At 66.9% G+C, this 21,901-nt stretch carries 25 protein-coding genes and 1 riboswitch; of the genes, 17 read left to right on the forward strand and 8 right to left on the reverse strand.

The genetic code is table 11. The annotated features are described in order from the left end of the window. Positions 1-19 precede the first annotated feature (19 nt). A complete protein-coding gene (locus KVX96_RS03735) occupies positions 20-751 on the reverse strand; it encodes a CbtA family protein (RefSeq protein ID WP_261192904.1) in 732 nt (243 codons plus the stop codon). A gap of 19 nt (positions 752-770) precedes the next feature. Next, positions 771-941, reverse strand: coding sequence for a CbtB domain-containing protein (locus KVX96_RS03740; protein WP_261192906.1), 171 nt, complete (start codon positions 939-941; stop codon positions 771-773). A gap of 36 nt (positions 942-977) precedes the next feature. After that, positions 978-1,199, reverse strand: a riboswitch (cobalamin riboswitch). 137 nt (positions 1,200-1,336) lie between these two features. On the opposite strand from KVX96_RS03740, the gene KVX96_RS03745 reads away from it, so the two are divergent. The 4 genes from KVX96_RS03745 to KVX96_RS03760 all read left to right on the forward strand — a co-directional run bounded on the left by KVX96_RS03745 (position 1,337) and on the right by KVX96_RS03760 (position 6,730). Then, positions 1,337-1,774 (forward strand): GNAT family N-acetyltransferase, encoded by a 438-nt coding sequence (locus KVX96_RS03745; protein WP_261192908.1) that lies wholly within the window; start codon positions 1,337-1,339, stop codon positions 1,772-1,774. Between the two features lie 139 nt (positions 1,775-1,913). Further along, on the forward strand, positions 1,914-5,369 hold the full coding sequence (gene smc, locus KVX96_RS03750; protein ID WP_261192910.1) for a chromosome segregation protein SMC: 3,456 nt from the start codon (positions 1,914-1,916) through the stop codon (positions 5,367-5,369). Positions 5,370-5,453: 84 nt separating this feature from the next. Next, entirely contained in the window at positions 5,454-5,831 is a 378-nt protein-coding gene (locus KVX96_RS03755; protein WP_261192911.1) for a hypothetical protein, read from the forward strand. Between the two features lie 95 nt (positions 5,832-5,926). Then, complete coding sequence (locus KVX96_RS03760; protein WP_261192912.1) at positions 5,927-6,730, forward strand: lytic transglycosylase domain-containing protein; 804 nt, start codon at positions 5,927-5,929, stop codon at positions 6,728-6,730. A gap of 88 nt (positions 6,731-6,818) precedes the next feature. Here KVX96_RS03760 and cbiB read toward each other — a convergent pair whose 3' ends face one another. The 3 genes from cbiB to KVX96_RS03775 are packed head-to-tail and all read right to left on the reverse strand — an operon-like array spanning position 6,819 to position 9,081. Next, positions 6,819-7,745, reverse strand: coding sequence for an adenosylcobinamide-phosphate synthase CbiB (gene cbiB / locus KVX96_RS03765; protein ID WP_261192913.1), 927 nt, complete (start codon positions 7,743-7,745; stop codon positions 6,819-6,821). Beyond that, the gene (locus KVX96_RS03770) at positions 7,742-8,710 is read right to left on the reverse strand and encodes a threonine-phosphate decarboxylase (protein ID WP_261192914.1); all 969 of its coding nucleotides are present in this window, start codon (positions 8,708-8,710) and stop codon (positions 7,742-7,744) included. Before KVX96_RS03770 ends, cbiB begins: the two co-directional genes overlap by 4 nt. Next, entirely contained in the window at positions 8,707-9,081 is a 375-nt protein-coding gene (locus KVX96_RS03775) for a DUF1636 domain-containing protein (protein WP_261192915.1), read from the reverse strand. Before KVX96_RS03775 ends, KVX96_RS03770 begins: the two co-directional genes overlap by 4 nt. A 184-nt stretch (positions 9,082-9,265) precedes the next feature. Between KVX96_RS03775 and KVX96_RS03780 the strand changes: the two genes are divergently transcribed. After that, positions 9,266-9,631 (forward strand): hypothetical protein, encoded by a 366-nt coding sequence (locus tag KVX96_RS03780; protein ID WP_261192916.1) that lies wholly within the window; start codon positions 9,266-9,268, stop codon positions 9,629-9,631. Here the strand turns inward: KVX96_RS03780 and KVX96_RS03785 are convergent. Then, the gene (locus tag KVX96_RS03785) at positions 9,616-10,602 is read right to left on the reverse strand and encodes a glutathione S-transferase family protein (protein WP_261195376.1); all 987 of its coding nucleotides are present in this window, start codon (positions 10,600-10,602) and stop codon (positions 9,616-9,618) included. The genes KVX96_RS03780 and KVX96_RS03785 overlap by 16 nt on opposite strands. 334 nt (positions 10,603-10,936) lie before the next feature. Here KVX96_RS03785 and KVX96_RS03790 point away from each other — a divergent pair, with 334 nt between their 5' ends. The 8 genes from KVX96_RS03790 to KVX96_RS03825 all read left to right on the forward strand — a co-directional run bounded on the left by KVX96_RS03790 (position 10,937) and on the right by KVX96_RS03825 (position 18,159). After that, entirely contained in the window at positions 10,937-11,170 is a 234-nt protein-coding gene (locus KVX96_RS03790) for a DUF6732 family protein (RefSeq protein ID WP_261192917.1), read from the forward strand. A gap of 3 nt (positions 11,171-11,173) precedes the next feature. Continuing rightward, positions 11,174-12,433, forward strand: coding sequence for a sirohydrochlorin chelatase (locus KVX96_RS03795; RefSeq protein WP_261192918.1), 1,260 nt, complete (start codon positions 11,174-11,176; stop codon positions 12,431-12,433). A gap of 86 nt (positions 12,434-12,519) precedes the next feature. Next, a complete protein-coding gene (locus tag KVX96_RS03800) occupies positions 12,520-13,164 on the forward strand; it encodes a precorrin-8X methylmutase (protein ID WP_261192920.1) in 645 nt (214 codons plus the stop codon). Beyond that, positions 13,161-14,366, forward strand: coding sequence for a precorrin-6y C5,15-methyltransferase (decarboxylating) subunit CbiE (gene cbiE, locus KVX96_RS03805; protein ID WP_261192921.1), 1,206 nt, complete (start codon positions 13,161-13,163; stop codon positions 14,364-14,366). Before KVX96_RS03800 ends, cbiE begins: the two co-directional genes overlap by 4 nt. Beyond that, positions 14,363-15,070, forward strand: coding sequence for a precorrin-2 C(20)-methyltransferase (gene cobI, locus KVX96_RS03810; RefSeq protein WP_261192922.1), 708 nt, complete (start codon positions 14,363-14,365; stop codon positions 15,068-15,070). The genes cbiE and cobI overlap by 4 nt, the downstream gene beginning before the upstream one ends. Continuing rightward, positions 15,061-16,863 (forward strand): precorrin-3B C(17)-methyltransferase, encoded by a 1,803-nt coding sequence (cobJ, locus tag KVX96_RS03815; protein ID WP_261192923.1) that lies wholly within the window; start codon positions 15,061-15,063, stop codon positions 16,861-16,863. Before cobI ends, cobJ begins: the two co-directional genes overlap by 10 nt. Before the next feature lie 13 nt (positions 16,864-16,876). Next, positions 16,877-17,668, forward strand: coding sequence for a precorrin-4 C(11)-methyltransferase (gene cobM / locus KVX96_RS03820; protein ID WP_261192924.1), 792 nt, complete (start codon positions 16,877-16,879; stop codon positions 17,666-17,668). 146 nt (positions 17,669-17,814) lie between these two features. Further along, a complete protein-coding gene (locus KVX96_RS03825; RefSeq protein WP_261192925.1) occupies positions 17,815-18,159 on the forward strand; it encodes a hypothetical protein in 345 nt (114 codons plus the stop codon). A gap of 3 nt (positions 18,160-18,162) precedes the next feature. On the opposite strand, the gene KVX96_RS03830 is transcribed toward KVX96_RS03825, so the two are convergent. Both KVX96_RS03830 and KVX96_RS03835 read right to left on the reverse strand, forming a co-directional pair. Then, entirely contained in the window at positions 18,163-18,528 is a 366-nt protein-coding gene (locus KVX96_RS03830; protein ID WP_261192926.1) for a VOC family protein, read from the reverse strand. A gap of 54 nt (positions 18,529-18,582) precedes the next feature. After that, positions 18,583-19,773, reverse strand: a complete 1,191-nt coding sequence (locus KVX96_RS03835) for a MalY/PatB family protein (protein ID WP_261192927.1) — start codon at positions 19,771-19,773, stop codon at positions 18,583-18,585. A 96-nt stretch (positions 19,774-19,869) separates the two neighbouring features. Here KVX96_RS03835 and def (KVX96_RS03840) point away from each other — a divergent pair, with 96 nt between their 5' ends. The 4 genes from def (KVX96_RS03840) (at position 19,870) to KVX96_RS03855 (ending at position 21,856) form a co-directional block, all read left to right on the forward strand. Continuing rightward, positions 19,870-20,391 (forward strand): peptide deformylase, encoded by a 522-nt coding sequence (gene def, locus KVX96_RS03840; protein ID WP_261192928.1) that lies wholly within the window; start codon positions 19,870-19,872, stop codon positions 20,389-20,391. Beyond that, positions 20,388-20,885, forward strand: coding sequence for a peptide deformylase (gene def / locus KVX96_RS03845; protein WP_261192929.1), 498 nt, complete (start codon positions 20,388-20,390; stop codon positions 20,883-20,885). The genes def (KVX96_RS03840) and def (KVX96_RS03845) overlap by 4 nt, the downstream gene beginning before the upstream one ends. Then, the gene (gene def, locus KVX96_RS03850) at positions 20,882-21,379 is read left to right on the forward strand and encodes a peptide deformylase (RefSeq protein WP_261192930.1); all 498 of its coding nucleotides are present in this window, start codon (positions 20,882-20,884) and stop codon (positions 21,377-21,379) included. Before def (KVX96_RS03845) ends, def (KVX96_RS03850) begins: the two co-directional genes overlap by 4 nt. Positions 21,380-21,487: 108 nt before the next feature. After that, a complete protein-coding gene (locus tag KVX96_RS03855; protein WP_261192931.1) occupies positions 21,488-21,856 on the forward strand; it encodes a hypothetical protein in 369 nt (122 codons plus the stop codon). Positions 21,857-21,901: the final 45 nt, after the last annotated feature.

Genomic DNA, 21,901 nt, shown 5'->3' on the forward strand with positions numbered 1-21,901 from the left:
GGGCGGCCCGCGGTAAAGATCAGGCGGAGCGGCTCTGGCTCCAGAAATGCCCGGCAACGAAGCCAAGCAGGGCCCAGGCCATGCAGCCCACGGCAAGCGTGCGTGCGACGAAAAGGGCTGCGAGTTCGGGCGGGGCGACACCGGCGTAGCCGTCCAGATGCGGTGCCCCGATGACGTGGGGCGCGAGGATCAGCGCGAACCCGGCGAGCGGCAGCCAGAGCCCGGTGCCGAAGGCGATGAAGGCCAGCCCAACGACCGTGGCAACCACCGTGGTGATCCACCAGTATTGCCGCAGCACGACGTCGGCGGCGGGGGTGCCGGGAAGCTCCGGGTAGAGCCCTGCCGCCGGGGCGAGTTGCACGGCAATGAAACCGGCAAGCCCCCAGACGAGGCCGCTCTTGGCCGAAACAGCCACGCCGAACTGCGCCGCGAGGGCGAAGCCTGCCACCAGTATCAGGCCAAAGCCCGTGTAGGTGATCATGTTAACGGCGGCCGTCATCCCGTGGCGGGCGAGCGCGTTTTCTTCCGCCTCCTCTTCCGCGGCATGGCCTTCTGCGTTTTCCGTGGGTGCAGAACCATGGCCTTCGGCCTCGTTGATCACGAGCACCCCGGCGTAGTGGGATTTCGCACCGGTTTCATACTCCTCGCCTTCGAGGAGCACCGGGGTCACAAGCCAAAATTGCAGCAAGGCGGCGATCAGCCCTGCTGCAACACCAGCGAACAACGCGCTGGTCAGGATTTTCTGAAACATGAGTCGGGGTGGCCGCGGCTCAGTGGCAGGGGAAGGCGATGGCGTGGCGCGTGTCGTGGGCGGCGTCGTGGAACACCGTAGCCTGCGCGAAGCCTGCAAAGAACAGCAGGCCAATGCCGAAGGCAGCCGCGCCAAGGATCGGCAGAAGGCCAGAGCGGGCACCGGCGGCGGAATGGGTCAGGGTCGTCATTCGTTGTCTCCTCGTCTCCGTCACACCCGACGGATCATTGGTTTTTGGGTGCAGGGCTGGTCTCCTGGCTCGCGGGTCATGGCGCGGCGTCCTCCTTCCCGGCGTTTCGGCCAGTGGGTCTTGGACGGGCGCTCACCGCTTACAGTCGCGGGGGCGGCTGAGGCTTCAGGCCCCGGATTGGGTCACCTTCACCATCATTCCCATTTCATCCCCGGGCGCTTTGCGCCGTGTCGGGGAACCTTACGAGGATTGTTGTGCGCCGTGGGGTGGGCCGTGGTCAAGCTTATTCGCTGGTATCAACAGGCGCGACGTGGGGGCGGCTCCATCTGGTTGCGCTAACGGCACCGCCGCGAATTTCGTTTGCCAAGGCCCGCTTTGGGGGTATCACTTGGCGCATGACACTTTCGCCCATTCGCACCGCCACCCGGCATGATCTTCCCGCCATCGAGCGGGTCTTCTCCGCGGCCTACTCGGAGTATGAGTTTGTTATCAAGGGCTTGCCGGATATGGCGGCGGGCGTGGCCGAAGCTGTCGCCGCCCATGAGGTCTGGGTGGTGGAGAATGATCACGCCATCGTCGGCTGCCTGATCCTGAAGGAATTCGAGGACTCGCTGCAGGTGGTGAATGTGGCCACCACGCCGGAAGTGCGCGGGCAGGGGCTGGGCGGCATGATGATGCGCTTTGCCGAGGCCGAAGGGGCTCTGCGGGGCGTGGATTGCCTGCGGCTGGCGACTCATGTGGATATGCCCGGCAACGTAGAGATGTACCGCCACCTCGGCTGGGAAGAGACCGGCCGCGACGGGATGCGTGTCTTCATGGAGAAGGTGCTTTAAGCGCTCGTTCCGCTCAAAAGGGTCACTCAATATCTTGTGGATAACTAATCCACTGCTGCCACATGGGGTGTGCCAGCATTGACTCAAAGCTGATTCCCCCAAACACTGATCCACAAGAGGAATCAACACAGGCCACCCATTGCGCTTCTCCCGCCTTCGACTGAACGGCTTCAAAAGCTTCGTGGACCCGACCGATCTCGTGATCGCCGACGGGCTCACCGGCGTGGTGGGGCCGAACGGCTGCGGCAAGTCCAACCTGCTTGAGGCGCTGCGCTGGGTGATGGGCGAGAACCGCCCCACGGCGATGCGCGGCGGCGGGATGGAGGATGTGATCTTCGCGGGCGCCTCCTCGCGGCCCGCGCGCAACTTTGCCGAAGTCACCCTGCAGCTCGATAACTCGGACCGCCTCGCGCCCTCGGGTTTCAACGATCTGGACACGCTGGAGATCGTGCGCCGGATCACGCGGGACGCGGGCTCGGCCTATAAGGCCAACACCAAGGATGTGCGCGCGCGCGACATCCAGATGCTCTTTGCCGATGCCTCCACCGGCGCGCATTCGCCCGCGCTGGTGCGGCAGGGGCAGATTTCGGAGCTGATCAACGCCAAGCCCAAGAACCGCCGCCGCGTGCTGGAAGAAGCCGCCGGGATCTCCGGGCTGTACCAGCGCCGCCACGAGGCCGAGCTGAAGCTCAAGGGCACCGAGACCAATCTGGCCCGTGTTGAGGATGTGATCGAACAGCTCGCCCAGCAGTTGGGGCAACTGGCGCGTCAGGCGCGTCAGGCGCAGCGCTATCGCACCATTGGCGAAGAGCTCCGCAGCTTTGAAGGCATGCTGCTCTACCGCCGCTGGCGCGAGGCCGACGAAGCCCGGCAGGTGGCGCAAGCCGAGCTCACCGAGCGCACCCGGCAGGCCGGTCAGGCCGAGGTGCTCGCCCGGGAAGCCGCCCGCAAACGCGAAGAGGCCGATGCCGGTCTGCCTGCCCTGCGCGAGGAGGAGGCCATCGCGGCGGCCGTGCTGCAGCGGCTTTCGGTGCAGCGGGACACGCTGAAGGATCAGGAAGCCCGCGCGCTGCAGCTGATCGACACGCTCACCGGGCGGATCGAGCAACTCACCCGCGACATGGAGCGCGAGGCCGGGCTGAACAAGGATGCCGGGGAGACGATCGAACGGCTCGAATGGGAGCAGGGCCAGCTCACAAAGGCCAGCGCGGGCCACGAGGGCAAACTGGCCGAGGCCTCGGATGCGGCGCGCGAGGCGGCGCAGGTCTTGCAGGATCGCGAGGCCGATCTGAGTCAGTTGACGGAAGATGTCGCCCGGCTCGCCGCGCGGCACCAGTCCGCCAACCGCCTGCTGGAAGACAGCCGCAAAACGCTGGCCCGCAACGAGGAGGAGGCCACGAAGGCCAAGGCCTCCTCGGAAGCGGCGCGGGCGGCTTTGGCGCAGGCGGAGGAGGCTTTTGCCGAGGCCACCGAGGCGCAGGATGAGGCGGCGATTCTCGCGGAGGAAGCCGAGGCCGCGCTGGAGGCCGCCGACATGGCGCGCGACGATGCGCAGGCGCGCGAATCCGAGGCCCGCGCCCTGCGTTCTGAGGCTGAGGGCGAGGCCGGGGCCCTGCGCGCCGAAGTGGCCGCGCTGGCCAAGCTCGTGGAGCGTGATACAGCCGAAGGCGGCCAGCTTCTGGACCGGGTGCAGGTGAGCCCCGGCTATGAAAAGGCATTGGGCGCGGCGCTGGCCGATGATCTGCGCGCACCGGAAGTGGCGGCGGATGCGGCCTCGGGCTGGGCGGTTCTGCCGGGCTATGGCGCGCCGCAATTGCTGCCCGAAGGCATCACCGCGCTGACCAACCACGTGAGCGTGCCCGAGGTGCTGGCGCGGCGCATGGCCCAGATCGGGCTGGTGGAGCGCGCCGATGGCCCGCGCCTGCAGGCTGAGCTGAAGCCGGGGCAGCGGCTGGTGAGCCTTGAGGGCGATCTCTGGCGCTGGGACGGCTTCCGCGCCGGGGCCGAGGATGCGCCAAGCGCTGCGGCCCTGCGGCTGCAGCAGCTCAACCGGCTGGTGGAGCTCAAGCGCGATCTGGAAGAGGTGAAGGCCCGCGCGGAAGGCGCGCAACAGGCCCATGAACTGCTGACGGAAAACCTCAAGCGCCTTACCCGCGAGGATCAGGACGCCCGCGAGGCCCGCAAGCGAGCCGACCGCGCCATGACGGACGCGGGCCGCGCGCTCTCGAAAGCGGAGGCCGACCGCAACATCGCGCAGGGGCGTTTGGAGAGCCTTGGCCTTGCGGTGCGCCGCCACGAGGAAGAGGCGATGAGCGCGCACCAGCGGGTGCTGGAGGCCGAACGCGGGTTGGAGGATCTGGAGGATCTCGACGCCGCCCGCGCCCGCGCCGAGGACATCAAGATGACGGTGGAGGCCGCGCGCATCACCATGATGGCCCGCCGCTCCGCCCATGACGAATTGCGCCGCGAAGGCGAGGCCCGCCTCAAGCGCAGCCAGGAGATCACCAAGGAAATCAGCGGCTGGCGGCACCGGCTCGAAAGTGCGGACAAGCGCATCGCCGAGCTGGAAGAGCGCCGGATGGCCTCGCAGGAAGAACTTGAGGTCGCGCAGGCCGCGCCCGAGGAACTGGCCATCCAGCGCGAGGAACTGCTGGCCGGGATCGAAGGGGCCGAGGCCCGCCGTGCGGCTGCGTCGGATGCTCTGGCCGCTGCCGAAACAGTGGCGCGGGAAGCGGCGGTGCATGAGAAGGAAGCCGAGCGGCTCGCCAGCGAGGCCCGCGAGGCCCGCGCCCGCTCCGAAGCCCGCGCCGAGGCCGCTCGCGACACGGTCGCCCGCGCCGCCGAACGCATCGAGGAAGAGCGCGAGATGGCCCCGGCGGCCTTGTTGGACAGTCTGAAGGTCGACCCCGACAAGATGCCGCCAGCCGCCACGGTGGAGGCCGATGTCGAGCGGCTCAAACGCCAGCGCGACGCGCTTGGCGCGGTGAACCTGCGTGCCGAGGAAGACGCCCGTGAAGTGCAGGAAGAGCACGATACGCTGCTGGGTGAGAAGACGGATCTGGAAGAGGCGGTGAAGCGGCTGCGCAGCGGCATCGCCAGCCTCAACCGCGAAGGGCGCGAACGGCTGCTCACCGCTTTCGAGCAGGTGAACTCCAATTTCGCCATGCTGTTCAAGCATCTCTTCGGCGGCGGCGAGGCCAAGCTCGTGCTGGTGGAAAGCGAGGATCCGCTGGATGCGGGCCTCGAGATCATGTGCATGCCGCCGGGCAAGAAGCTCTCCACGCTGTCGCTGCTCTCGGGCGGCGAGCAGACGCTGACCGCCATGGCGCTGATCTTCGCGGTGTTCCTCGCCAACCCGGCCCCGATCTGTGTGCTCGACGAGGTGGACGCGCCGCTCGATGACGCGAACGTCACGCGCTTCTGCGATCTGCTGGACGAAATGTGCCGCCGCACCGAGACGCGCTTTCTGATCATCACCCACCACGCGGTGACGATGGCGCGGATGGACCGGCTGTTCGGCGTCACCATGGCCGAGCAGGGCGTGAGCCAGCTGGTGAGCGTTGACCTGAAGAAAGCTGAAGCTCTGGTGGCCTGAAGAAGCGGCCTCGCGGGATCGTGACGGGCGTGTGTGCGTGCCGGGCGCTAGGCTCGCGCCATGGTTCAGCAGGAGGGCGAAGGGATGCGGGTTTTTCTGGCAGGTGCGATATGGGCAGTTATGGCCGCCGGTAGCGCCTTGGCGCAGGAGGCCGCCGGCCTGCGGGCGGGTGATACGCCCTTTGCCCCTGCAGAGCTGACGGAATTGCTTTCCGGGCAGGCGGTGACCTTCTTTGACGGCGGCACCGCACGGTTCGGGGCGGAGGGCGCCTATTCCTACATCTACGAAGGCTCCGATCAGGTCTGGGCGGGGACATGGGCCGCCGGGCAGGACAGCGCTGTCTGCGTGGCGTTCGAGAACGGCACCTCCCGCTGCGACACCTATGTGGATGATGGCAAGCGGCTGGTGCTGATCACCGAGGCGGGGGACCGCTTCCCGGCAAAAAGCCGCGAGCCCTTTTAGGCGGCTGCTTGGGGTAAGCCATTATGGCTTTCAGCACGGGGCGGCTTGGGGTAGGCTCAGGCAACCTCAACGCTTTGTTTCATTGCAGGAAACCCATGATGCGCGTCACGATTTCGGCCCTTGTCCTTGCCGCCCTCTCGCTCGGCGGCACCCCCGCCCTTGCCGCCACATGCGGCAACACCGGCGACGGGTTCAACGCCTGGAAACGCGATTTCGCCGCCGAGGCCAAGGCCGCGGGCGTGGGCAACCGGGGGTTGGAGGCGCTCTCGCAGGCGCAATATGCCACCAAGACGATCTGGGCGGACCGCAACCAGAAATCCTTCAAATACAGCCTTGAGAAATTCATGGAGGTGCGCGGCTCTTCCACCATTGTGGCGCAGGGGCGCAAGCGCAAGGCGCGCAACCCGGAGTTCTACGCCGCGCTCGAACGCATCTACGGCGTGCCAGCCGGGGTGCTGATCGCCATTCACGGCATGGAGACGGCCTTCGGCGGCTTCATGGGCGACAGCTCGGTTGTCTCCGCGATCACCACGCTGGCCTATGATTGCCGCCGCTCGGAGTTCTTCGAGCCCCATGCCATCGGCGCGCTGAAACTGGTGGATCAGGGCTCGATCACGCTCAACACCAAGGGCGCGAAACATGGCGAGTTGGGCCATACGCAATTCCTGCCCGGCAATGCCCTGCGCTACGGGGTGGATGGCAACGGCGACGGGAAGGTCGATTTCTACAATGTTTCGGATGCCATGGCCTCCACCGCAAATTTCCTGCGGCAGAAGGGCTGGCAGCCGGGCAAGGGCTACCAGCCGGGCGAGCCGAATTTCGCGGTGATCCAGGAGTGGAACGCTGCCGGTGTATACCAGAAGGCCATTGCGATCATGGCCAAGCAGATCGACGGCTGAGCGCGGGTTGACGACGAGGGAGGGGGGGCGCTGCCCCCCGTCCTTTTCAGGGACTCCCCCCGAGGTATTTTGAGCGAGAGGAAGAGGTTCAGGCCAGGGCGAGCGCGAAGGTGAGCGCAAGGCCTGTGGCCCAGGCGCGCCAGAGGCGGGCGGCGGCGGCGTCGATCTCGTCGGCACCGATCTGGCGGCGGCCTTCCGGGTAGACCCATGGGAAGCTGCACATCTGGCCCTCATAAGAGCGGGGGCCGGAGAGGGCGACATTGAGGCTCGCGGCCATGGCGGCCTCGGGCCAGCCCGCGTTGGGGGAGCGGTGCAGGGGCGCGTCGCGGCGGATCACCTGCCAGAGGCGCGGCCAGGCTTTGGGCGGCGCGCTGGAGGCCATGATCAGCACGGAAGTGAGGCGCGCGGGGATCCAGTTCAGCAGATCGTCAAAACGCGCTGACGCCCAGCCAAAGGCCTCGTGGTGCGGGGTGCGATAGCCGATCATGCTGTCGGCGGTGTTGGTGATCTTGTAGACCATGAGCCCCGGCAGCCCCAGAAGCAGGAACCAGAAGGCTGGGGCGATGACGCCGTCCGACAGGTTCTCGGCGGCGCTTTCGATGGCGGCGCGGGCGGTGGCGGGCGCGTCCATGGTGGCTGTGTCGCGGCCCACGATCATCGCAACCGCGCGGCGACCCTCGGGCAGGCCCGCGCGCAGGCCGTCCGCGACGGCGGCGACATGTTGCACGAGGCTCTTCTGGGCCAGAAGGACCGCTGCGATCAGAACTTCCCAGAGATCACCGAACGGAAGGGCGGCGATCAGGCCGCCGAGCGCCCATGCCCCACCGCAGAGCACGGCGAGCAGCAGCAGGCCCTTCTCACGCCGGTTCACGCCCCTGTTGAACCGTGCATCGGCCCAGCCGATCACGCGCCCCATCAGCACCGCCGGATGCGGCAGGCGATCCCAGAGCCATTTTGGTTCGCCAAGGGCGGCGTCCAGCAGGGCGGCGAGCAGGAGGGCGGCGGCGTGGCTCACGGGGTGAGGCCTTCCAGTGCCGTTTCAAATTGCGTCCAGCGGTCCGGCGCGGGCAGGCCGAGGCGCAGCCAGCTTTTGTTGTAGGGGAAGATGCGGCTCCAGACGTGGGATCGGGCGAGGGCCTCCTGCCAGCGGCCGGCGTCCTCCATGGCGAAGAGGCGGAACAGTGGAGTGCCGCCAAGGGGTTGCGCGCCGTCGCGGGCCATCAGCCCGTCGAGCCTTGCGCTATCTGCGGCAAGTCGGGCACGGGTTGCTTGCGCCCAACTGTCATCAGAGAGCGCGCGGGCGCCGATGGCGAGGGCGGGGCCGGAGACCTGCCAAGGCCCCAGCGCCTCTTTCAGGGGCGCGATGAGGGCAGGCGCGCCGATGGCGAAGCCGAGCCGCAGCCCCGCAAGCCCCCAGAATTTGCCGAAGCTTTTCAGGATCAGGGTCTGGCCATAGGTGGCGCGGGCGATGTGGCTTGCTTGCGGGGCGATGTCGCAGAAGCTTTCGTCGATCACGGTGAGGGCGGGGCCGCCTTTTGACAGATCACTTTCGTTCCAGAACCGGCCATCGGGGTTGTTGGGGTGTACGGCCACGCGCAGATCGGGCGCAGCGGCCGCCGTGCCCGGCTCCACCTGCCAGCCGGCGGCGGTGAAGGCGGCGGCGTGTTCGTTGTAGGTGGGGCTCTGGATATGGGCGCGGCCCGGAGGGCGCAGCAGCGGGGTGCGGGCGATGATCGCCGAGGCCCCCGGTGCGGGCAGGACAGCCGCGCCCTCAGGGATGGCCCAGAAGCGGCGGGCGGCGGATTCCAGTGCGGCGAAAGCTGCGGCATCGGGCAGGGCTGTCCAGGCATCTGCCGGCAGGGTGCCGACAGGGTAGGGCACCGGGTTAATGCCGGTGGAAAGATCGAGCCAGCTTTCACGGGTGCCGCCGAACCGGGCGATGGCGGCATCGATCCCGCCGCCGTGATCGCGCGGGGTCATTCCTCCTCCGGCAGCGGCGCGTGGCGGGTGACGAAATGACCCTTCACCCCTTGTGGCCAGCTGCGGTAGGGCACCTGACCGGAGGCGCTTTCGGCGTGCAGGGCGGCATAGCCGACGATGGCCTGCGCGGCTTCTGCATCCGGCGTAAAATCCCCCAGCGTATAGGCAAGCTTGCCATGGGACTGGATCGCGATGTTGCAGCCGGACTTGCAGCCCATCAGGCAGGATTGGCGGCGTGTGCGCAGGGTGGGCAGCGCGGCGGCCTCGGCCTCGATCAGGGCGGCCAGCGCCTCGCCGTCGGTCTGATCGTTGCCGCGCTCTTCCCAATCCTCGCGCTTGCAGGTGTCGCAGATCGTGATCCAGGTCGTCATCAAAAAGTGCCTCGCGTCGGTTCCCCGCACCATCAAGCGCATTCGCAGCGCCGGTGCAACCCGCGCACCGCCTGGTTAATCGTGGTTAAAGCAAAATTAACCAATCGGATGCTACGTTAGCGCGAACGGTCGGGGATGGCCGTTCAGGGATGCGAAACGTGTACAGGGACTTACCGGAGGACATATGCAGGTTCTGATCGTGGAAAGCGATCCGGGGCTTGGCGATTTGTGGCAGCGCCATATCGAGCGCCAGGGCTGCGGCGTGCTGCGCGCGGACAGCGAGGCGGCGGCCATTGCCGCCCTGCGCGATACGCGGACACCGGTGAATGTGATCGTGCTGAACCTCTTTCTGACGGGGGGCAGCGCGCTCGCCGTTTCGGATTACGCCAGCTACCGCCACCCGAAGGCGCGGGTGATCTTCGTCACCTCCACCAGCTTCTTCTCCGATGGCTCGCTCTTCGCGATCGCGCCCAATGCCTGCGCCTATGTGCCCACCCACACGCGGCCAGAGGATCTGGCCGCGATGGCAGGCCACTACGCGGCCAGTTGATCGCGCCCGTGCGGGGCGTCGAAATCCGGTGCCGGGTTGATCGGGATGATGCGGTGCGGATTGATGCTTTCGTGGCTGTAGTGGTAGTGGCGCACGATGTGATCGAAGTTCACCGTCTCGCGCACGCCGGGGTATTGGTAGAGCTCGCGCGTGTAGGCCCAAAGATTGGGGAAATCCACCAGCCGGTTGCGGTTGCACTTGAAATGCAGGTGGTAGACGGGATCGAACCGCAGGAGCGTGGGCAGCAGTCGCCAGTCGGCTTCGGTGATCTGGTTTCCCACCAGATAGCGCTGGTGGGAGAGGCGTTCTTCCAGCCAGTCCATCGTGTCAAACAGCGCGTGCACGGCCTCGTCATAGGCGCGCTGGCTGGTGGCGAAGCCGGATTTATACACGCCGTTGTTGACCGTGTCGTAGATGCGCGCGTTCACCACTTCGATCTCGCCGCGCAGGGCCTCGGGCCAGAAATCCTGCGTGTTGCCGGTGAGCCCGTTGAAGGCGGAATTGAACATGCGGATGATCTCCGCACTTTCGTTGGAGACGATGGTGCCTGTCGCCTTGTCCCAGAGGATCGGCACCGTGGCGCGGCCCGACACATCCGGCTTGGCCTTCACGTAGAGATCGCGCACGAAGCGGGCGCCGTTAACGGGATCGCCCGTCGCGCCGGGGTAATCATCGGCAAGGCTCCAGCCGTCCGAGAGCATGTCAGGATGCACCACAGAGACGCCGATATGCGGGGCGAGTCCCTTGATCGCGCGGAAGATCAGCGTGCGATGCGCCCAGGGGCAGGCGTAGGAGACGTAGAGGTGATAGCGCCCGCTTTCGGCGGGAAACCCGGCCGCGCCCGTCGGGCCTGCGCTGCCGTCTGCGGTGATCCAGTTGCGAAAGCCCGCAGTGGAGCGGACGAATTTTCCGCCGGTGGATTTCGTGTCATACCACGTGTCTTCCCAGACACCGTTCACAAGCTGGCCCATCATGCGCTCCTTCGTTGATCTTGCGCCTAACCTAGTCAGGGACGCGGGCCAGACCAGAGGCACCCGCGCGCAAGGCCTCTGCGCTGATGCACGGTCGCTCGGGAGCTGCGCGCGACGTGTCGGAATCACGCGGCACTGCGGCGTGTTTACCGTTGCCCCACCCGTGCCGCTTCTCTACACCGGGCACAGACGAAGCCCATTATGGGCCGGAGCGGAGGGCAGCCCGCGCATCGACCCAATCTGGGGATGCAGAGGCTGCGTCGTCGGATGGCAGCCCCGCGCGGGCTGCACGGCTGCCTTTGCCCGGTCCAAAGCCGCGAAAAGGAGCCACATCGTGAAAGCCATTCTCTTCCCCCTGACGCTCGTCCTGCCGGGCATGGCAGTGGCCCATACCGGGCATATCGCGGATGTGGCGGGCGCGGGCCATGATCACTGGGTCGCGGGGGCCGCCATCGGCGCGGCCATCGCCATCTCGCTCTGGGCGGCGCTCAAGGGCGGGCGCAAGGCGGAAAGCGAGGCCGAGGCCTCAGAGGATGACGCCAGCGACGCCACCCCGCAGGACGCCTGAGCCATGAGCGAGGTGAAGACGGGCGTGATGATCTGCGGCCACGGCTCCCGGAGCCAGGCTGCCGTCGATGAATTTGCCGTGCTGGCCGAGAAACTCCCCGCGCTTCTGCCGCCGGAGTGGAAGGTCGACTACGGCTATCTCGAATTTGCAAACCCGGTGATCCGCGACGGGCTGGACCGCCTGCGCGAACAGGGCTGCGAGCGCATCCTCGCGGTGCCGGGGATGCTCTTTGCCGCGATGCACGCCAAGAACGACATCCCCACCGTGCTCAACAGCTATGCCGCCAAACATGGCATCGAGGTCTCCTACGGGCGCGAGTTGGGCGTGGACCCGAAGATGATCGCCGCCGCCGCCGGGCGCATCCGGGAGGCCGTGGCGCAGGCGGATGCCGAAAGCGGCCCCGTGCCGCTGGAGGAGACCTGCCTCGTCGTGATCGGGCGCGGGGCCTCGGACCCGGATGCCAACGCCAATGTCGCCAAGATCGCGCGGCTGCTGCACGAGGGCATCGGCTTTGGCTGGTGCGAGGTTGGCTATTCCGGCGTCACCTTTCCGCTGGTGGAGCCCTGCCTGCAACATGCTGCGAAACTGGGCTACAAGCGCATCGTCGTCTTCCCCTATTTCCTCTTCACCGGCATCCTGATCGACCGCATCTACGGCTTCACCGATCAGGTAGCGGCCGAACACCCCGGCATTGAATTCGTGAAGGCGGGCTACCTGAACGATCACCCCAAGGTGCTGGAAACCTTCGCCGAACGCGTGCGCGAACAGGCCGGGGCCAACCCGCCGCCCAATTGCGGCACCTGCGGCTACCGCTCACAGGTGCTCTCGATCGAAGGGCAGGCCCCAGTGCATGTCGCCATCGAAGATCGCGCCAGCCATCCCGCCTTCGCCGATACACCGCCGCCGACCTGCGTCATGTGCAAATACCGCACCGAGGTGCTGGGGTTCGAGGCTGAGCTGGGCGCGGTGCAGGAAAGCCATCACCACCACGTCGAAGGGCAGGGTGCTTCCGCCCCCGGCTCTAACGTGGCCGATTGCAGCCTGTGCTCGACCTTCTGCACCGGCCTCTGCCGCCTCGAAAAGGCGCATCACCACCATCATCACCACCACCACCATGGCGATGGGTACCACCATCATCATCATCACGATGACAGCCACCACCATGACCACGATCACCACCACGATCATGATCACCACCACCCGGAATACCCCCACGCCAAACACCCCCACGGGCCCGAAAGCGCCCGCAAGGCAAAGGCATAAGCTCCCCGCTTGGGCCCCCACTTTGTTCTTCAAATATCCCCGCCGGAGGCTCCCCAGCCTCCCGCCAGACCTGAGGCAGGGCAAATATGCGCCCCTATGAGAAAGATCCGCAGGCGATCTACGCCGAAAGCTTCGCCACCGTCCGGCGCGAAGCAAGGCTGGATCGCTTCCCGCCCGGCATGGAGCGGCTGGCAATTCGTCTGATCCACGCCTGCGGCATGGTCGAGGTGGCCGACAGGCTGGCCTTCTCGGAAAACGCGTATCGCGCCGGGCAGGCCGCGCTCGCCAAAGGCGCGCCGATTCTGTGCGATTGCGAGATGGTCGGCGCGGGCATCATCCGCCGCTACTTACCGGCTGAGAACGAGGTCATCGTGACCCTCAACGATCCCCGCGTGCCGGGCATGGCGCAGGAAATCGGCAACACCCGCTCCGCCGCCGCCGTGGAGCTTTGGGCCGAGCATCTGGAGGGCGCGGTCGTTGCCATCGGCAATGCGCCCACGGCACTGTTCCATCTGCTCGAACTGCTCGACGCCGGCGCGCCGAAACCCGCCGTGATCCTCGGATTCCCGGTGGGCTTCGTGGGGGCTGCCGAAAGCAAGGCCGAACTGGCCGCCAACCCGCGCGGCTGCGATTTCGTCGCGCTCCGGGGCCGCCGCGGCGGCTCCGCCATCGCCTCCGCCGCTGTCAACGCGCTGGCGGCAGGGCTGCCCGAAGAAGGAAAACTGCAATGAGCTCTCAGGCCTGGCTGCATATCGTCGGCATCGGCGAAGACGGGATGGAGGGCCTCACCCCGGCCACCCGCGCCGTGGTGGAGGCCGCCGAGGTGATCATCGGCGGCGAGCGCCACCATGCGCTGTCCGACAGCCTCACGGCGGAGCGCCTTGCCTGGCCCTCGCCCTTTGACGCGCTGATCGACCAGCTCGAAGGCCTCAAAGGCAAGCGGGTGGTGGTTTTGGCCACGGGCGATCCGCTCTGGTATTCGGTTGGCGCGCGCATCGGCCGGGCGATTCCGCCCGGCGAAATCACCTATCACCCACAGCTTTCAGCCTTCCAGCTGGCCGCCGCGCGGATGGGCTGGTCGATGGCGGATCTCGAAACGCTCACCGTGCATGGCCGCCCGGTGGAGCAGATGATCGCCTTCATCCAGCCCCACCAGCGCCTGCTGATCCTCACCACCGGGGCCGAGACGCCCGCCCAGATTGCCCGCTTCCTCACCGAGCGCGGCTTCGGCGAAAGCCGGCTGAGCGTACTGGCCGCGATGGGGGGCACACGGGAAGAGCGCTTTGACGGGCTGGCCAAGGATTGGTCCCACGAGGTACCTGCCTTCAACACGCTGGCCGTGGAATGTATCGCCTTGCCTGAAGCCGCGCTTCTGCCGCGTGTGCCGGGGCTGGCGGATGATCTTTTCCAGCACGACGGCACCATGACGAAACGCGAGGTCCGTGCGGCCACGCTGGCCAAGCTCATGCCGATGCGCGGCGCGCTTCTGTGGGACATCGGAACCGGCTGCGGCTCTGTCGCCGTGGAGTGGATGCGCGCCGCGCGCTACGCCCGCGCCATCGGCATCGAGCCCCGCGCCGACCGCCGCGCCATGGCCGCCGCCAATGCGCTGGCGCTGGGCACGCCCAAGCTCGAACTGCGCGACGGGCAGGTGCCCGAAGCGCTGGACGGCCTTGAAGCGCCGGATGCGATCTTCATCGGCGGCGGGCTCTCCCGCGAAACCTTTGAAGCCGCTTGGTCTGCCCTGCGCCCGCTGGGCCGGCTCGTGGCCAATGCGGTGACGCTGGAGAGCGAAAGCGTGCTCGTGACGCTGCACAAGGAATACGGTGGCGATCTGGTGAAGCTCTCGGTGAACCGCGCCGAGCCTGTTGGCCCGCGCACCGGCTGGCGGCCGCTGATGCCCGTCACCCAATGGAGCCTGATCAAGCGATGAGTTCCCCCGGAAAGCTCTATGGCGTGGGCCTCGGCCCCGGCAACCCGGAGCTGATGACTCTCAAGGCCCACCGCCTGATCGCGCAGGCGACCACCGTGGCCTATCCGGCGCTCGCGGGCGGCGAGAGCTTCGCCCGCCGCATCGCCGCCGATGTGATCCCCGCCGGCGCACGGGAGATCGTGATGGACGTGCCGATGACGCCCGCCCGCGAACCGGCGCAGGCCGCCTACGACAAGGGTGCGGCCGAAATCGCCGTCGTGTTGGAGGCAGGTGAGGACGTTGTCTGCCTCTGCGAGGGCGATCCCTTCTTCTACGGCTCCTTCATGTATCTCTTCGCGCGGCTGTCGCAGCGGTTCGAGGTGGAGGTGGTGCCCGGCGTCACCTCCGTCACCGCCTGTGCGGCGGAGGCCGGGATGCCGCTGTCGGCCCGCAATGAGCGCGTCACCATCCTGCCCGGCCCGCTGCCGGAGGCGGAACTGCGCGCCCGCGTGGAAGGGGCCGAGAGCGTGGTGCTGATGAAGGTGGGCCGCCACCTGCCCAAGATCCGGCGCGTGTTCGACGGCCTCGGCCTGACCCACCGCGCCACCTATGTGGAGCGCGCGACGCTGCCCGAGCAGAAGGTGCTTCCGTTAAGCGAAGCCCCGGAAACCGCGCCCTATTTCTCGATGATTCTGCTGACGAAAGGTGCCGATCCATGGCTCTGACCCCCATCGTGATCTGCCTCAACCGCTCCGGCGAACCCACCGCCCGCCGCGTGGCGCAAGCCCTTGGCGCGCCCGTTCATGGCCGCGAGGGCCGGGTGGATGTGGCCGATGCCTTCTTCCCGGACGCGCTGGAGCACATCCGCACGCTTTTCGCCGCGGGCACACCGGTGATCGGCGTCTGCGCCGCCGGGATCCTGATCCGTGCCGTCGCGCCTTTGTTGGTGGATAAAACCAAAGAGCCGCCGGTGGTGGCGGTCTCAGATGATGGCGGTGTCGTGGTGCCGCTGCTGGGCGGCCATCGCGGGGCGAACCGCTTGGCAAGCGAAATCGCGCAAGCGCTGGAGGCCACCGCCGCCGTCACCACGGCAGGCGATGTGGCGCTGGGTGTGGCGCTGGATGCGCCGCCCGCAGGGTATCGGCTGGCCAACCCGCAAGACGCGAAATCGGTGATGGCGCGGCTGCTTGCCGGGGAAACCCCGCGCGTGGAAGGCGAAAACATCTTTGGGCTGAAGGCCTCGGCCACCGGCACGCTTACGATGTCGGTGGGCGAGACTCCTTCCCAAGCCGATCTGCGCTACCATCCGCAGAGCTATACGCTCGGGCTGGGCTGTGCGCGCAACGCCGACCCGGAGGAACTCTGGGCGCTGGTTCAGGAGGTTCTCTCCGAGGCCAACATCGCGCCGGAGGCCGTGGCCAGCGTGAACTCCATCGACCTGAAAGGCGATGAGCCCGCAATGAACGTCGTCGCACAGCGCCTTGGCGTGCCCCTGCGCCTCTTCACCGCGCAGGAGTTGGAAGCCGAGGCCGCGCGGCTGGAAACCCCCTCTGAGGTCGTCTTTGCCGAAGTCGGCTGCCACGGCGTGAGCGAAGGTGCCGCGCTGGCGGCAGCGGGGCAGGGCGGAACGCTTGCCGTGGCCAAGCGCAAGACGGCCAACACAACGGCGGCGCTGGCGAAAGCTCCCGAACCGATCCTTGATCTGCCGGGCCGCGCGCGCGGGCGGCTCTCGATCATCGGCATCGGCCCCGGTCAGCATTCCTGGCGCACGCCCGAGGCCAGCGCGCTGGTGGCGCAGGCCGAGGAGCTGGTGGGCTACGGGCTCTATATCGATCTGCTCGGCCCGCTCGCGGCGGGCAAGGAGCGTTCCGATTTCCCGCTCGGCGGCGAGGAAGATCGCTGCCGCTTCGCGATGGAACAGGCTGGCAAGGGCAAGAACGTGGCCCTGATCTGCTCGGGCGATGCGGGGATCTACGCCATGGGTGCGTTGGTGTTCGAACTGCTGGACCGTGGGCCCGAAGCCATGGGCGTCACGGATGCCGCGCGCCGCGTGGAGGTGATCTGCACCCCCGGCGTTTCCGCGCTGCAAGGGGCCGCTGCCCGTGCTGGCGCGCCGCTGGGGCATGATTTCTGCGCCATATCACTCTCCGATCTGCTCACCCCGCGCGAGGACATCGTGAAGCGCCTGCACGCCGCCGCCGAGGGCGATTTCGTGATCGCCTTCTACAATCCGGTGTCCATGCGCCGCCGCACCCTGCTGGCCGAGGCCCGCGAGATCCTACTCAAGCACCGCCCCGCCGATACGCCCGTGATGCTGGCCTCCTCACTGGGCCGCCCGGAAGAACACATCCGCTACCGCAAACTGAGCGAGTTGGAGGTGGACGAGGTGGACATGCTCACCGTTGTGCTCGTCGGCTCGTCCCACTCCCGCCTTGCGCAGCTGGGCGAGGGGCCGCGCATGTTCACCCCGCGCGGCTATGCCCGCAAGATCGACGGCGATCTTGCCAAACCGGCTTAAGAAGGAAGCAACCATGACCGTCTATTTCATCGGCGCCGGGCCGGGCGATCCGGAACTGCTCACGCTCAAGGCACAGAAACGCATCGGGGCCTGCCCTGTCTGCCTCTATGCGGGCTCGCTGGTGCCGGCTGAAGTGGTGGCCTGCGCACCCGAGGGCGCGCGGGTAATGGACACCGCCGCCATGACGCTGGAGGAAACCCACGCCGAGATCTTGGCAGCGCACGCGCGTGGCGAGGATGTCGCCCGCGTGCATTCCGGCGATCCCTCGCTCTACGGCGCGATCGCCGAGCAGATCCGCCGCCTGAAGGCCGATGGCATCGCTTACGAGATCATCCCCGGCGTGCCCGCCTATGCGGCAGCAGCGGCGGCGTTGGGGCAGGAGCTGACGATCCCAGAAATTGCGCAGTCCATCGTGCTGACGCGCATGTCGATGCAGTCGACCTCCATGCCCGCAGGCGAGACGCTGGAGAATTTCGCCCGCACCGGCGCGACGCTGGCGATCCACCTAGCGGTGCGCAACATGCGCGAGATCGAGCGCGTGCTCACCCCACACTACGGCGCGGACTGCCCCGTGGTGGTGGCCTATCGCGTGGGCTGGCCCGATCAGATCCTGTTGCGCGGCACGCTGACTGATATCCGCCAGAAGGTGCGCACGGAGAAGATCACCCGCACGGCGCTGATTCTCGTCGGCCCGGCGCTGGAGTCAGGGCGCGACTTCAAGGACTCGGCCCTTTATGATCCGGCCAAGCCCCACGTGCTACGGCCCGTGGTTGGTGTCGATCTGGTGGAGCCCCACAACACCTAGGATATTGCTGCGCGCGCAAGCGAAATTGCTGCGCGCGCGAGCGTGCCGAAGGCGCATCAGGCGGGCGGAAGCCCTTGGGCCTTCACAATAAATTCTTGAATCTCCGCTAGGCTCTGGCACGTTAAGACTCATTAAGGAGCACGGCCATGTCGGAATATCTGCCCAGGGAAGTGCGCGAAGGGCTGGAGCAGGCCCGCCGCCGCGATGCCAAGATCATCTCCCGCCTGCGGGTGCATTCGGGCGATCAGGTGTTCCGTATCCTCTCGATGACAGAGGAAGGCTTCACGCTCGAGGGCGAGAAGGGCTTGCGCGGCTTCGTGGAGATTTACGAAGGCAACCGGCCGATTTCGCAATGCCTGATCGTTCGGGCCGACTCAGATGGCGACGAGGTGCGTTACATCTTCAAGCGCCGCTCCCCGATCCGAGACAGCGCCGCATTGGATTTCGCCGAGCCGGACAACAAGCCTGCCGGTTTCCTGCCGCGCCACTAGCCGTCAGGGCGCTTTCGGCTCCCAAAGCTCGATCGGGTTGCCTTCCGGATCCTGCAGCCGCGCAAAGCGCCCGATGGGCATGGGATCGCTTTCCGTCACCTCAATTCCCGCGGCGCGCAGCTGCGCCAACATTGCATCCATGTCGCTCACCCGGAAATTCAGCATGAAAGCCTGCGCCGGATCGCCGAAGTAATCGGTATCTGCCGGGAAAGGGGCGAAGACGGTGGGGCCACCTTCGGGCGTCCAGGGCTGGCTGTCGAAATCCTGCGGCACCTGCGCGATGCCGAGGTGGGTGTCATACCAGGCCGCGAGCGCCGCCGGATCCTTGCTGCGAAAGAAGACCCCGCCAAAGCCGATCACCTTTTCCATGCCGTTTCCTCCTGAACATCCGCCCAAGGATAGCATGGCCGGGGCGCAGCGTCGCTATTGCAGATCGCCGAAGGCCGCCGCCAGCCGCTCCACCGCTTCCTGCACGCGGGCGCGCGGCATGCCGAGGTTGAAGCGCAGGAAGCTCTCGCCCCCGGTGCCCAGCGTATGGCCCGGCGTGGCGGCGATGCGCGCGTCCTTGAACACCCGGCGCTGGAATTCCTCCCGCACCATGCCCGTGCCTGCGAAATCCACCCACGAGAGGTAGGTGGACTCCATCGGCATGAACGAAAGCCCCGGAATGGCGGCGATCCCCTCGCCAAAAAGCGCGGCATTGCCCGCCAGATAGGCCCGCAGCTCATCCACCCAAGCCGCGCCCGCCGGGGAATAGGCGGCCTCCATCAGCACGATCCCGAAGAGGTTCGGGTTGATGTCGAAGCCACGATAGAACCGCCCGAAGCGCTCCCGCAGGGCCGGATCGGGGATCGTCACACAGCCGCAGCGCGTGCCCGCGATGTTGAACGTCTTGGAGGCCGAGGTGGTGATGATCAGCCGGTCCGTGATCTCGGGGCAGGCGACCGGCATCGGCAGGTGGGTCTGGCCCGGGAAGGTCAGATCATGGTGGATCTCGTCGGAGACAAGGATCAGATCGTGGTGCTTGCAGAAATCGGCCAGTTGCGAGAGTTCGGACTGCGTCCAGACGCGCCCCGCCGGGTTGTGCGGCGAGGAAAACAGCACCATCTTCTCGCGGCCCGTCATCATGCCGTCGTAGGCGGCGAAATCCATCGTGTAGCGGCCGTCCTCCTGCATCAGTGGAAGCTCCGTCAGATTGCGGCCTGTCTTGCCGATCTTGATCGCGAATTCGTGGTAGACGGGCGAGAAGATCGCCACGTGATCCTCGGGCTCCGTGAAGCACTGGATCGCCATGGCGATGCCGTGGCCCAACCCGTAGGTCGTGAACATGTGGTCGGTGTCCAGCGCCCAGCCGTGGCGCTCCTGCATCCACCAGCGCACGGACTCGTTGAAGCTCTCCAGCCCGCAGAAATAGCCGTAGTTGGCCTTTTCAAGCTGCGCTTTCACGGCATCCTGCAAGAAGTCCGGCGCGCGGAAATCCATATCCGCGATCCACATCGCCAGCCCATCTTCCTGCGGCACGCCAAAGGCGCGCTCCATCAGATCCCATTTGGAGGAATTGCTCCCCCGGCGGTCGATGATCTCATCAAAGGGGCTGGCGGTGTCGAGGCTCATGGATGTCTCCGGATTGTCTTGCGCTGCCACGCTAAACCTTCACCGCGCGAGCGCAACCCCGTTGCACCAAGGGCAGGGCTGCCTTACATGAGCGCCATGAGCAAACGCGATATCCTGATCCACCCCGATCCGCGCCTGAAGAAAGTGGCCGATGAGATCGACACCTTCGATGCCGGGCTGAAACAGCTGGCGGACGACATGCTGGAAACCATGTACGACGCACCGGGCATTGGCCTTGCCGCGCCGCAAATCGGTGTGCTGCAGCGGATCATCGTTCTGGATTGCGTGAAGGAAGGCGAGGGCGATCCCGCGCCCATCGTCATGGTGAACCCGCAGGTGATGTGGTCTTCGGAAGATACAAGCGTCTACGAAGAGGGCTGCCTGTCGATCCCCGAGCAATATGCCGAGGTCACGCGGCCGTCCGAAGTGGAAGTGCGCTGGTTCTCGACGGAGGGCGGGGAGGAGTCGGCAAAGTTCGACAAGCTCTGGGCCACCTGCGTGCAGCACGAGATCGACCACCTCGACGGCAAGCTCTTCATCGATTACCTGAAGCCGCTCAAGCGCCAGATGATCACGCGCAAGATGCAGAAGCTGAAGCGCGAACGCGCCCGCTCATGAGCCGCCTTGCGATCCTGCGCTGGCCGGATCCGCGCCTTGCTGCGGTCTGCGAGGCGGTCACGGACATTCCCGCCGCCGCCGCCCTCGCGCAGAATATGCTCGAAACGATGTATGCCGCCCCGGGCCGGGGCTTGGCCGCGCCACAGGTGGGCGTGCTCAAGCGGCTTTTCGTGATGGATGTGACGTGGAAGGAGGGCGCGCCCGCGCCGCTCATCTGCATCAATCCCGAGGTCGTTTCATCCTCGGAAGAGCGCGGCGAAGGCGAAGAAGGCTGCCTGTCGATCCCCGGAGTCACCGCCCTAGTGCGCCGCCCGCTCGCGATCACGCTCCGCTACTTGGATGAAACGGGTGGGCAACAGGAGGCCGCGCTCACCGGCTTCGCCGCTCGCTGCGCCCAGCACGAGCTCGATCACCTCGACGGGCTGGTGACCTTCGACCGCCTTCCGCCCGAGGCCCGTGCACCCCTTGAAGCCCAATACGAGGCCCAGCCATGACGATCCGCCCCTGCCTGCGCTACCCTGACAAACGCCTGCGCACCCGCGTGTCCGAGCTTGCCGAGATCACGGAGGAGGCCCGCACCGCCTGGCAGGACATGATCGACACGATGGAGGCCATGCCCGGCGTCGGCATGGGCGCGCCCCAGATCGGCGTGATGCTGCGCCTCGCGGTGGTGGATGCGTCGGAGAAACGCGGCCAGGCCGTACGCATGGCCAACCCGGAAATCCTCCATGCCTCAAGCCAGATGCGCAGCCACGAGGAAGCCAGCCCCAACCTGCCCGGCGTCTCCGCCGTGATCGAACGCCCCCGCGCGGTGACGGTGCGCTTCCTGAACGCCGAGGGCGAGATGGAGGAGCGCGATTTTGTGGGCCTCTGGGCCACCTCCGTGCAGCACCAGATCGATCACCTCAACGGCAAGCTCTTCGTCGATCACCTCTCCAAGACCAAGCGCGACATGCTGATCCGCAAGAGCCGCAAGCTGCACGGCTGAGCGCCGCCCCCATGCATCTGCGCATATCGCCCCTGCGAAATTGGTGAATGTGCAGGGCACAGCGCGCCGGGTAGGTTCATCCCCACGATAGACGTGAGGACGCCCAAGATGACCCTTTTGCCCAGTGACCGCTCCGATGACACCCGCGCCACGCTCACCGCGCTCTGGCTCGCGCTGCTGATCAACGCGTTCATCTGCGATCCGCAGGTGCTTCTGGGCGCAGGCGGCGTGATGGCGGGCGCTCTGGCCGTGAGCCTCGGGTTGATCCTTCTCGGCACGTTCCTGCCGCGCCGCTTCGCCCGCGTCGCACACGGGGCAGCGGCGCTCCTGATGCTCGCCGAACTGGCGGCGCTGCCATTGGGCGCATGGTTTGCCCTCTCGCAGGCGGCAGGGCTGCTCGCAGTGCTCTGGCTGGCGCTGCGCTGGCAGGGGCGTGAGGCTCCCATGCATCTGGCACGCCACCCCGCCTTGCGCTAAGAGGCCTGCGTAAGGGGCCACGCGCCCCGGCTCACAGCGTCGGAG

This window comes from Pseudoruegeria sp. SHC-113 (assembly GCF_025376885.1).
Classification (GTDB): Bacteria; Pseudomonadota; Alphaproteobacteria; order Rhodobacterales; family Rhodobacteraceae; genus Pseudoruegeria.

Excerpts from the sequence above, each read along its gene's own strand:
- KVX96_RS03735 (WP_261192904.1), bottom strand. The coding sequence starts at position 751 with ATGTTTCAGAAAATCCTGACCAGCGCGTTGTTCGCTGGTGTTGCAGCA.
- def (WP_261192928.1), top strand. The coding sequence starts at position 19,870 with ATGAGCAAACGCGATATCCTGATCCACCCCGATCCGCGCCTGAAGAAA.
- KVX96_RS03745 (WP_261192908.1), top strand. The coding sequence starts at position 1,337 with ATGACACTTTCGCCCATTCGCACCGCCACCCGGCATGATCTTCCCGCC.
- KVX96_RS03775 (WP_261192915.1), bottom strand. The coding sequence starts at position 9,081 with ATGACGACCTGGATCACGATCTGCGACACCTGCAAGCGCGAGGATTGG.
- cobM (WP_261192924.1), top strand. The coding sequence starts at position 16,877 with ATGACCGTCTATTTCATCGGCGCCGGGCCGGGCGATCCGGAACTGCTC.
- KVX96_RS03770 (WP_261192914.1), bottom strand. The coding sequence starts at position 8,710 with ATGACCCCGCGCGATCACGGCGGCGGGATCGATGCCGCCATCGCCCGG.
- cobJ (WP_261192923.1), top strand. The coding sequence starts at position 15,061 with ATGGCTCTGACCCCCATCGTGATCTGCCTCAACCGCTCCGGCGAACCC.
- cbiE (WP_261192921.1), top strand. The coding sequence starts at position 13,161 with ATGAGCTCTCAGGCCTGGCTGCATATCGTCGGCATCGGCGAAGACGGG.
- def (WP_261192929.1), top strand. The coding sequence starts at position 20,388 with ATGAGCCGCCTTGCGATCCTGCGCTGGCCGGATCCGCGCCTTGCTGCG.
- KVX96_RS03830 (WP_261192926.1), bottom strand. The coding sequence starts at position 18,528 with ATGGAAAAGGTGATCGGCTTTGGCGGGGTCTTCTTTCGCAGCAAGGAT.
- KVX96_RS03795 (WP_261192918.1), top strand. The coding sequence starts at position 11,174 with ATGAGCGAGGTGAAGACGGGCGTGATGATCTGCGGCCACGGCTCCCGG.
- KVX96_RS03835 (WP_261192927.1), bottom strand. The coding sequence starts at position 19,773 with ATGAGCCTCGACACCGCCAGCCCCTTTGATGAGATCATCGACCGCCGG.
- KVX96_RS03800 (WP_261192920.1), top strand. The coding sequence starts at position 12,520 with ATGCGCCCCTATGAGAAAGATCCGCAGGCGATCTACGCCGAAAGCTTC.
- KVX96_RS03825 (WP_261192925.1), top strand. The coding sequence starts at position 17,815 with ATGTCGGAATATCTGCCCAGGGAAGTGCGCGAAGGGCTGGAGCAGGCC.
- cobI (WP_261192922.1), top strand. The coding sequence starts at position 14,363 with ATGAGTTCCCCCGGAAAGCTCTATGGCGTGGGCCTCGGCCCCGGCAAC.
- def (WP_261192930.1), top strand. The coding sequence starts at position 20,882 with ATGACGATCCGCCCCTGCCTGCGCTACCCTGACAAACGCCTGCGCACC.
- KVX96_RS03760 (WP_261192912.1), top strand. The coding sequence starts at position 5,927 with ATGATGCGCGTCACGATTTCGGCCCTTGTCCTTGCCGCCCTCTCGCTC.
- KVX96_RS03755 (WP_261192911.1), top strand. The coding sequence starts at position 5,454 with ATGCGGGTTTTTCTGGCAGGTGCGATATGGGCAGTTATGGCCGCCGGT.
- KVX96_RS03855 (WP_261192931.1), top strand. The coding sequence starts at position 21,488 with ATGACCCTTTTGCCCAGTGACCGCTCCGATGACACCCGCGCCACGCTC.
- KVX96_RS03785 (WP_261195376.1), bottom strand. The coding sequence starts at position 10,602 with ATGGGCCAGCTTGTGAACGGTGTCTGGGAAGACACGTGGTATGACACG.
- KVX96_RS03740 (WP_261192906.1), bottom strand. The coding sequence starts at position 941 with ATGACGACCCTGACCCATTCCGCCGCCGGTGCCCGCTCTGGCCTTCTG.
- KVX96_RS03780 (WP_261192916.1), top strand. The coding sequence starts at position 9,266 with ATGCAGGTTCTGATCGTGGAAAGCGATCCGGGGCTTGGCGATTTGTGG.